This is a genomic window from Streptomyces sp. NPDC048420 (genome assembly GCF_040651535.1).
Lineage (GTDB): Bacteria > Actinomycetota > Actinomycetes > Streptomycetales > Streptomycetaceae > Streptomyces.
The window spans coordinates 22,615-31,667 of sequence record NZ_JBEZKG010000051.1 but is presented as its reverse complement, the minus strand read 5'-3'; the positions used below and the strand labels follow the sequence as shown (position 1 = coordinate 31,667).

Genomic DNA, 9,053 nt, shown 5'->3' with positions numbered 1-9,053 from the left:
CAAGGAACGGACGCTTCCTTTGTACTCACCCTCTCGGGCTTTCCTCCGGGCTTTTCCCTTCGGTCTTGCGTTTCCGACTCTATCAGACCGTTTCCAGATCCGATTTCCTCGGTGCTTTCCAGGTTCCCGCTTCCGCGTTTCCCTTTCCGGCGCTTCCGACTCTATCAGATCCTTTCGGGCCTGATCCCCGGTCAGCGGGGCTTGTCTTCCCGGCTGTTGGGCCGTTCCGACGAGTGAGACTTTAGCGGATTCCCGGCTCCCGAGCTAATCGGGGGGCCGTCGTCCTTTCGAACGTGGATTCCTCATTTCGCAAATACGCGCGCCAATGCAGCGACGGCAGACAGTACGTACGACTGTCGTCGTTGTGTTGACTGGTACTTGCGGAATGGCTGTCCGGGGACCGACCGGAGTCGGCGCTCACGTCGGACAACTCGGAGAACACTACGTACCGGGCTGGGGAGTGTCAACTCAGGTCCGGACGGGCCGTCGCAGGCGTACGCTGGCCTGCATGACAACGCGTACGTGCACCCAGCAGTGGTGGGCCGCCTGACAGCGGCCGTAGTCACGTATGCACTCAACGGCCGCCGCCTCGGCGGCCGTTCTCGTATCTCCCTCCAGGACTTCTGAGGGTCGGCCGGCCGGGGACGGCGGTCTCGACCAGGAGGTGGAGAGATGACGCGGGTCTTCAGCGGGGTCAAGCCGACGGGGCATCTGACGCTGGGGAACTACCTGGGAGCCATGCGGCAGTGGGTCACGGTCGACCAGCACCGGGCGGAGTCGCTGTTCTGCATCGTCGACCTGCACGCCCTGACCGTCGACCACGATCCGGCGCGGGTGCGTCGGCTGAGTCGGCAGGCGGCCACGCTACTGCTCGCTGCGGGGCTGGATCCCGAGCTGTGCACCGTGTTCGTACAGAGTCATGTGGACGAGCACGCGCGGCTGTCGTACCTGCTGGAGTGCGTGGCGACGGACGGCGAGATGCGGCGGATGATCCAGTACAAGGAGAAGGCCGCTCGGGAGCGGGCACGGGGTGGGAGTGTGCGGTTGTCGCTGCTCACGTATCCCGTGCTGATGGCGGCGGACATCCTGGCGTACGGGGCCGACGAGGTGCCGGTCGGGGACGACCAGGCTCAGCATGTGGAGCTGACCCGGGATGTGGCGGTGCGGTTCAACCAGCGGTACGGCTACACGTTCGTGGTGCCCCGGGCCACGCTGCCGACGGTGGGCGCGCGGGTCATGAACCTTCAGACGCCCACGTCCAAGATGGGGAAGTCGGACGACTCCGGGCCGGGGATCGTCTATCTGCTCGACGAGCCGGAGGTCGTGCGGAGGAAGGTCATGCGGTCCGTGACCGACAGCGGCCGGGATGTCGTGTACGACCGGGAGGCCCGGCCCGGCCTGGCGAATCTGCTGGAGATCCTCGCGTCCTGCACGGGTGGGAACCCATCGGAGCTGAGCGGTGTATATGAGTCGTACGGCGCCTTGAAGAAGGACACCGCCGAGGCCGTGGTCGAGGTCTTGAGGCCCGTGCAGGACAGGCACAAGGAGTTGTGCGCGGATCCTGGCTATGTGGAGGGGGTGCTGCGGGATAGCGCGGAGAAGGCGCGGGCGATGGCGCGGCCGACCGTGGATGCCGCTTATCGCGCGATCGGGCTGCTCCCAGCGGCTTCCGATCCGGTCGCTGTGGATACCGGCGCGGTCGGCAGCGAAGTCGTGCTGAACGCTGCTCGGTAGGCGCGTGGGCTGGTGGCGAGGCGCGATGCGAAGTGCTGGCGCATCGTGACCTCGCTGCCGAAACCGGCGCGGCGGGCGACCTCGGGAATCGGCAGGTCGGTGCGTTCGAGGAGTTTCTGGGCTGCCGCGATGCGCTGGTCGAGGAGCCAGCGAAGCGGTGTCGTGCCGGTCTCCGCGGTGAAGTGACGCGCGAAGCTGCGGACGGACATCCCTGCGTGGGCGGCCAGGTCGGCGACGGTGAGCGGTTCGTGGAGGCGGCGCAGGGCGTGCTCGCGTACGGCGGCGAGGGCGTCGGAGTCACGGTCGGCACGCGGGGTGGGGTGCTCGATGAACTGCGCCTGGGTTCCGGTGCGGAAGGGCGCGGTAACCATCGAGCGGGCGATGGTGGCCGCGGCTTCGGCGCCATGGGTCTGACGGACGAGGTGGAGACAGAGGTCGATGCCTGCCGCGGTGCCGGCCGCGGTCCAGATGTTGTCGTCCTCGATGAAGAGGGCGTCGGGGACGACGGTGACCTGGGGGTGGTATGCGCGGAGGAGGTCGATCAGCTTCCAGTGGGTGATGGCGCGGCGGCCGTCGAGGAGGCCGGCCTGGGCGAGGGTGAAGGCGCCGCCGCACAGGGCCGCGACGGTGGTGCCGCGGGCGTGCGCGCGGCGCAGGGCGTCGAGGACGGGGGTGGGTGCGGAGGTGAGGTGGTCGTCGAGGCCGGGGATCACGATCAGATCGGCGCGGGACAACCAGTTGAGGGTGCGGTCGGGAAGGAGGGTGAGGCTGCCACGCATGGGGACCGGGGTGATGTCGGGGGCGACTCGGCGCAGTTCGAAGGCGGGGGTTCCGCGATCGGTGCGGTCAGTGCCCCAGACCTCGGTGATGACGGAGACGTCGAAGGCGCGGATCCCGGGGAAGGCGACCAGGGCGACGCGGTACGCATGCTCCTTCTCTCCAGGGTTTCCCATGGCTGGCAGTAAACCATCGATCGCTGTCTTTTCACCCTCTGGGTGGGATGGGCTCCCGGCGGCAGGATCGTGGGCATGGAGATCGCACAGAACGCGGCGCTGGTGGTCGTGGACGTCCAGAAGGGCTTCGACGAGGCCGGCTTCTGGGGACCGCGGAACAACCCGGACGCCGACGGCAACATCGCTTCGCTCATCGACGTGTGGCAGTCGACGGGGCGGCCGGTTGTCTTCGTACGGCATGACTCGCGGAAGCCCGAGTCGCCGCTGCGGACGGGGTATGAGGGGAACGGCTTCAAGGAGTACGTGGAGCGGCGGCGCGGGAAGGGGGGCGGCGGGGCTGAGCTGTTGGTCACGAAGACCGTGAACTCGGCCTTCTACGGCACGCCGGATCTGGATGCCTGGCTGAAGGCGGAGGGGATCTCGCAGTTCGTGGTGGCAGGGATCCAGACCAATATGTGCGTGGAGACGACGGCTCGGATGGGCGGGAACCTGGGGTACGACGTGGTGGTGGCGTATGACGCGACGCACACGTTCGATCTGGAGGGCCCGTTCGGCTGGCGGCGGAGTGCGGACGAGGTGGCGCAGGCGTCGGCGGTCTCGCTGCACGGGGGCGGCTTCGCTCGTGTGGTGACCACGAAGGAAGTGGTGGACGCGGCAGGGTGACCGCCCCCGGTGGGCGTCAGTCCTTCTTGCCGGAGGCCAGTGCGCGGCTGCGGTCGCGGGCGGCTTCGAGGGCGGCGATGAGGGCGGCTCGTACGCCGTGGTTCTCGAGTTCGCGGATGGCGTTGATGGTGGTGCCCGCGGGGGACGTGACGTTCTCGCGGAGCTTCACCGGGTGTTCGCCGCTGTCGCGGAGCATCGTGGCGGCGCCGATCGCGGACTGCACGATCAGGTCGTGGGCCTTGTCGCGGGGCAGGCCGAGCAGGATGCCGGCGTCCGTCATGGCTTCGACCAGGTAGAAGAAGTACGCCGGGCCGGAGCCGGAGAGGGCGGTGCAGGCGTCCTGCTGGGACTCGGGGACGCGGAGCGTCTTGCCGACGGCGCCGAAGATCTCTTCGGTGTGGGCGAGGTGATCGGCGGTGGCGTGGGTGCCGGCGGAGATGACGGACATGGCCTCGTCGACCAGTGCGGGCGTGTTGGTCATGACACGGACGACCGGGGTGCCGCTGGCGAGGCGCTCCTCGAAGAAGGAGGTGGGGATGCCGGCGGCGCCGCTGATGATCAGGCGGTCGGCCGGGACGTGCGGGGCGAGTTCGTCGAGGAGGGTGCCCATGTCCTGCGGTTTGACGGTGAGGATCAGGGTGTCGGCGGTCTTGGCGGCTTCCGGGTTGCTGACCGGGGTGACTCCGTAGCGGGTGCGGAGTTCTTCGGCTCGCTCGGGGCGGCGGGCGGTGACCAGGAGGTCGGCCGGGGCCCAGCCGGCGCGGATCATTCCGCTGAGCAGGGCTTCGCCGATCTTGCCGGTGCCGAGGACTGCGACTTTCTGACTCATGCGGTTCAGTCTGGCATCGGTTCCTCGGGCGCAGGTGGGGTGTCCGGTGGGCGGAATGTGAGGGAGACCTGTTCTCCGACCGGCCCTAAGCCGTCCTGCGCCGCAGTGTCGCCGCGCCCAGGCACAGGACCAGCAGGGCGCAGCCGGCCACGATCAGGGCGTCGCGTACGAAGGTCGCGGTCATGTCGGTGTGCCTGAGGACCTCGTTCATGCCGTCGACGGCGTAGGACATCGGCAGGACGTTGGAGATGCCCTCAAGGACGGGGTGCATGTTGTCGCGGGGAGTGAAGAGGCCGCAGAGGAGGAGTTGGGGGAAGATCACGGCCGGCATGAACTGGACGGCCTGGAATTCGGAGGCCGCGAAGGCCGAGACGAACAGGCCGAGGGCGGTGCCGAGCAGGGCGTCGAGGAGGGCGACCAGGAGGAGGAGCCAGGGGCTGCCGGTGACGTCGAGGCCGAGGAACCAGACGGCGAGGCCGGTCGCGAGGGCGGACTGGATGATCGCGAGGGTGCCGAAGGCGAGGGCGTAGCCGGCGATGAGGTCGCCTTTGCCTAGCGGCATGGCGAGGAGGCGTTCGAGGGTGCCGGAGGTGCGTTCGCGCAGGGTGGCGATGGAGGTGACCAGGAACATCGTGATCAGGGGGAAGATCCCGAGGAGGGAGGCGCCGATGCCGTCGAAGGTGCGCGGGCTGCCGTCGAAGACGTAGCGCAGCAGGAAGAGCATCACGCAGGGGATCAGGATCATCATCGCGATCGTGCGCGGGTCGTGGCGGAGCTGGCGCAGGACCCGGGCGGCGGTGGCGGTGGTGCGGGCGAGGCTGAGGGCGCTGGTGGGCGCGGGCGCGAGGCCGGCCGTGCGTGTGGTGGTCGTCGTCATCGCGTGTGCTCCTTGGTGCGGCTTGCCTCGACGGCCTGGTCGACCAGGTGGAGGAAGGCTGTCTCGACGGTGTCGGAGTTCGTGCGGGTGCGCAGGGCTTCGGGGGTGTCGTCGGCGAGGATCTCGCCCTCGCGCATGAGGAGGAGGCGGTGGCAGCGCTCGGCCTCGTCCATGACGTGGGAGGAGATGAGGAGGGTGGCCCCGCGGCGGGCGGCGATGTCGTGGAAGAGCTGCCAGAGGTCGCGGCGCAGAACCGGGTCGAGGCCGACGGTGGGTTCGTCGAGGACGAGGAGTTCGGGGGTGCCGAGGAGGGCGACGGCGAGGGAGACGCGGCTGCGCTGGCCGCCGGAGAGGTTGCCGGCGAGGGAGTCGGCGTGGGTGGCGAGGTCGACGTCGTTGATGGCCTGGGTGACGTCGGAGTGGCGGCGGTCGGCGGCAGTGCGGCCGGGGGCGAGGATCGCGGCGAAGTAGTCGAGGTTCTGGCGGACGGTCAGGTCGTCGTAGACGGAGGGGGCCTGGGTGACGTAGCCGATGCGGGTGCGGAGGGTGGGGTGGCCCGCGGGCCGGCCGAGGACGTCGAGGGTGCCGGTGACCTTGGCCTGGGTTCCGACGATCGAGCGCATCAGCGTGGACTTGCCGCAGCCCGAGGGGCCGAGGAGGCCGGTGATCTGACCGCGGGGGACGTCGAAGGCTAGGCCGCGCAGGACGGTGCGGGGGCCTCGGACGACGGTGAGGTCGCGGGCGTGGACGGCCTTGTCCTCGGTGCCGGTGTCGCCGGTCGTGGGCGGGCGGGGCACTTTATTCATCATGCGATGAATAATGCTCCGGCCGGCGGGACCCGTCAAGCCGGGTGCACAAGGCGGCGCAGGCGCGTGGTGGCGTGATCGGAGGCGGTTGATCCGGTTGCGCGCCTCCGATTCCCTCCGCCGATTGGGAGAACCCACTGCGCGATCAACTGCCGTTACCGACAATGGATTTCAGTGCCGCACACTCCCCCGGTGCGGCCTGCCCACGCATCTCCCGTTCGGTTCGCAACCGGAGGTGCCGCGTTCATGCGCTGCCGCGTAGGCAAGGCCGATCTGTTCGCTTCTCTCGTCGTGTTTCTCGTGGCGCTGCCGCTGTGTGTGGGCATCGCCGTCGCCTCCGGTGTGCCTGCCGAACTGGGGCTGGTCACCGGGATCGTCGGCGGCCTGGTCGCCGGGGCGCTGCCCGGCAGCAGCCTCCAGGTGAGCGGGCCCGCGGCCGGACTGACCGTGCTGGTCTACGAGGCCGTGCACCGGTACGGCGTCGAGGCGCTCGGGGTGCTGGTGCTCGGGGCCGGGCTGGTGCAACTTGGGCTCGGGGCGCTGCGGCTCGGGCGGTGGTTCCGGGCCGTGTCCATGGCGGTCGTGCAGGGGATGCTCGCCGGGATCGGGCTCGTGCTGGTCGCCGCGCAGGTCTACGCGCTGGGTGACGCGTCGGCGCCGGCCAGCGGGCTCGGGAAGCTCGGCGGGCTGGTGGCACTGCCCGGGCGGGTGGATCCGGTGGCGTTGTCAGTGGGGGCTGCCACCATGGTCGTACTGCTGCTGTGGCCTCGATGGCGGCGGGGGGCTCGGCTGGTGCCGGCGCCGTTGGTGGCGGTGGTGCTGGCGTCGGTCGTGACCGGGGTGTTGGACCTGGCGGTGCGGCGGGTCGAGGTGCGAGGGCTGGTGGATGCCGTACGGCTGCCGCAGGCGGTGGACTTCGGGCGGCTGACGGAAGTGGGGGTGATCGGGACTGTCGTGGCGTTCGCGTTGATCGCGTCGGCGGAGTCGCTGTTCAGCGCGGCGGCGGTGGACCGGCTGCACACGGGACGGCGGACGGACTACGACCGGGAGCTGATGGCGCAGGGCGCGGGGAACACGGTGTGCGGGCTGCTGGGGGCGTTGCCCATGACGGCAGTGATCGTGCGGAGTGCGGCGAACGTGCAGGCGGGGGCGCGGACCAAGGCCTCGCGGGTGCTGCACGGGTTGTGGCTGTTGCTCTTCACCGTCGTGCTGCCGGGGGTGCTCGGGCTGATCCCGGTGGCGGCGCTGGCCGCGCTGCTGGTGCACGCCGGGTGCAAGCTCGTGCCGGTCCGGGAGGTGCGGGTGCTGTGGCGGGGGCATCGGGGCGAGGTGATCGTGCTCGGGGTGACGGCGGTGGCGATCGTCGTCGGGAACCTCTTCGAGGGCGTGCTGGTGGGGCTGGCGCTGGCCGTGGCCAAGACCGCGTGGGACATCAGCCATGTGCACGTGGAGATCGAGGACCGGGGGGAGGCGGGGATCGTCGTACAGGTACTGGGGCATGCCACGTTCCTGCGGCTGCCGAAGCTGCTGGACGCGTTGGAGGCGTTGCCGCGGGACCGTGAGGTGCGGCTGGAGCTGGGCGGGCTCCGGCATGTGGATCACGCGTGTGCGGCGGCCCTGGAGGGGTGGGCCGCCGCGCGGGGTCAGGCGTTGGCCGCGACCAGCAGCTCGACGTCGTAGGTCTCCTCGACGGTTCCGTCCGGGAAGAGCTCCAGCAGGATCCGCCGCTCTTCGGTGAGGAAGGCGCCTGTGCGTTCCTCACCCGCCACCAGGAACATCGAGTGGCTGCCGATGTTGGCGATGTGGGTGCCCACGGGGACGCGGCGGCTCCAGCGGACCACTCGGTGGGCGAAGTCCAGGCGGCCGCTGGGGTCGGCGAGGGCGGACCGGGCTCCGTTGCTGTTCACCTCGACGGCCGGGTGGGCCCTGTAGGTCTTGAAGTGCTCGTTGATGCGGTCCGACTGGGCGGTGATCCACGGCACGTCGACGGCGTAGGTGTTCCACCACAGGGCGAGTGCGCCACCGGGGCGCAGGACACGGAGGGCTTCCGGGACCGCGCGGGCGGGGTCGGTCCAGTGCCAGGACTGGGCGTAGGTCACGAAGTCGACGGAGTCCGCGAGAAGGGGGAGGTCGTTGCCGTCGCCTCTGACGATCGGGATGGCGGGGTGGGCGAGACGGAACTGGTCCGCCATGCCGTCCCCGGGTTCGACGGCCACGACCTCGGTGCCCCGGGCGTGCAGCAGAGCGGTCGCGATACCCGTGCCCGCGCCGACGTCCGCGACGCGGGCGCCGGTGAGGGGGCGGCCGGCGAGCTCCTCGATGGCGTCGAAGAGGGCGGGCGGGTAGGAGGGGCGGTTGGCGGCGTACTGGGCTGCGGCGGCGTTGAAGGAGTGGGCTCGGGTGGTGTGGGAGGAAGCCGTCATAGGGCCATGGTGGCCGGGGTGGGCGTGGAGTGCGGTGAGTTTTCGGTGAGAGACGGAATCGGGTGAGGGGAGGTGTGCCTGCCGGCCGACTGGCACTCTCAGCGGCGACGCTTCTTCTTGGACGGGTTCCCCGTGCGGCGAGCGCTCCGCTTCTCGTACTCCCTCAGCGCCGTCTCGTGCTCCTCGCGATGGAGCTTCTCCCCCGGTGCCTCCATGAGGGAGCGGAAGAAATACGCGAGCAGGGATCCCACGAACCCGATGGCGAGCAGGCCGCGGAGGGAGGCCTGGCGGTCGGGGTCGGGGCGCTTGGCGAAGCCGTCCCAGGTGTTGCGGAACGCCAGCGCGCTGCAGATGGCGAACATGGCGATGACCAGGACGGTCACGAAGCTGCCGGTGTCGGCGATCTGCAGGCCCTCGTAGGCGAAACGGAGGATCAGACAGGAGGCCACGGTGGCGGCGAGGGAGCCCGCGGCGGCGCCGACGCGGCGGAGGGCGTAGCCGTTGTCGTGGTGCAGCCAGGTCGTGCCGAAGAAGCGGATCGGTTCGGGGCGGGGGCCGCCGCCCTCTGGGGAGCCCGCGAGGGTGTCCTGGGTGCCGGGTTCGTCGCTCACGGGACGATTATGGCTCCGGGACGGGGGCGGGCTCCCTTCGGGGACCAGGAGCAGCGGTCGGCACGTAGCCGTCGCTGCCGGTGTTGATGTACGCGTCGGATACGTACTGACTGTTGCTGATGTTGTCCCAGATGTTCGACGTGCCGTAGGGACCGGC

At 69.9% G+C, this 9,053-nt stretch carries 9 protein-coding genes; 3 read left to right on the top strand and 6 right to left on the bottom strand.

Going from position 1 to position 9,053, the window contains the following annotated elements:
• The first annotated feature begins 672 nt into the window (after positions 1 to 672).
• Positions 673 to 1,734, top strand: a complete 1,062-nt coding sequence (trpS, locus tag AB0D34_RS45550) for a tryptophan--tRNA ligase (RefSeq protein WP_362673714.1) — start codon at positions 673 to 675, stop codon at positions 1,732 to 1,734.
• On the opposite strand, the gene AB0D34_RS45545 is transcribed toward trpS, so the two are convergent.
• Entirely contained in the window at positions 1,638 to 2,687 is a 1,050-nt protein-coding gene (locus tag AB0D34_RS45545) for a helix-turn-helix domain-containing protein (RefSeq protein WP_362673712.1), read from the bottom strand. The two genes, trpS and AB0D34_RS45545, sit on opposite strands and share 97 nt — an antisense overlap.
• Positions 2,688 to 2,762: 75 nt before the next feature.
• Between AB0D34_RS45545 and AB0D34_RS45540 the strand changes: the two genes are divergently transcribed.
• Entirely contained in the window at positions 2,763 to 3,350 is a 588-nt protein-coding gene (locus AB0D34_RS45540) for a cysteine hydrolase family protein (protein ID WP_362673710.1), read from the top strand.
• 16 nt (positions 3,351 to 3,366) lie between these two features.
• Here AB0D34_RS45540 and proC read toward each other — a convergent pair whose 3' ends face one another.
• The 3 genes from proC to AB0D34_RS45525 all read right to left on the bottom strand — a co-directional run bounded on the left by proC (position 3,367) and on the right by AB0D34_RS45525 (position 5,865).
• Complete coding sequence (gene proC / locus AB0D34_RS45535; RefSeq protein ID WP_362673708.1) at positions 3,367 to 4,179, bottom strand: pyrroline-5-carboxylate reductase; 813 nt, start codon at positions 4,177 to 4,179, stop codon at positions 3,367 to 3,369.
• An 85-nt stretch (positions 4,180 to 4,264) separates the two neighbouring features.
• Positions 4,265 to 5,056, bottom strand: coding sequence for an ABC transporter permease (locus AB0D34_RS45530; protein WP_362673706.1), 792 nt, complete (start codon positions 5,054 to 5,056; stop codon positions 4,265 to 4,267).
• On the bottom strand, positions 5,053 to 5,865 hold the full coding sequence (locus AB0D34_RS45525) for an ABC transporter ATP-binding protein (RefSeq protein WP_362673704.1): 813 nt from the start codon (positions 5,863 to 5,865) through the stop codon (positions 5,053 to 5,055). The genes AB0D34_RS45530 and AB0D34_RS45525 overlap by 4 nt, the downstream gene beginning before the upstream one ends.
• A gap of 243 nt (positions 5,866 to 6,108) precedes the next feature.
• On the opposite strand from AB0D34_RS45525, the gene AB0D34_RS45520 reads away from it, so the two are divergent.
• Entirely contained in the window at positions 6,109 to 7,542 is a 1,434-nt protein-coding gene (locus AB0D34_RS45520; RefSeq protein ID WP_362673702.1) for a SulP family inorganic anion transporter, read from the top strand.
• Here the strand turns inward: AB0D34_RS45520 and AB0D34_RS45515 are convergent.
• Both AB0D34_RS45515 and AB0D34_RS45510 read right to left on the bottom strand, forming a co-directional pair.
• Complete coding sequence (locus AB0D34_RS45515) at positions 7,506 to 8,285, bottom strand: methyltransferase domain-containing protein (RefSeq protein ID WP_362673700.1); 780 nt, start codon at positions 8,283 to 8,285, stop codon at positions 7,506 to 7,508. The two genes, AB0D34_RS45520 and AB0D34_RS45515, sit on opposite strands and share 37 nt — an antisense overlap.
• A 98-nt stretch (positions 8,286 to 8,383) precedes the next feature.
• The gene (locus AB0D34_RS45510) at positions 8,384 to 8,896 is read right to left on the bottom strand and encodes an EamA/RhaT family transporter (protein WP_362673698.1); all 513 of its coding nucleotides are present in this window, start codon (positions 8,894 to 8,896) and stop codon (positions 8,384 to 8,386) included.
• Positions 8,897 to 9,053: the final 157 nt, after the last annotated feature.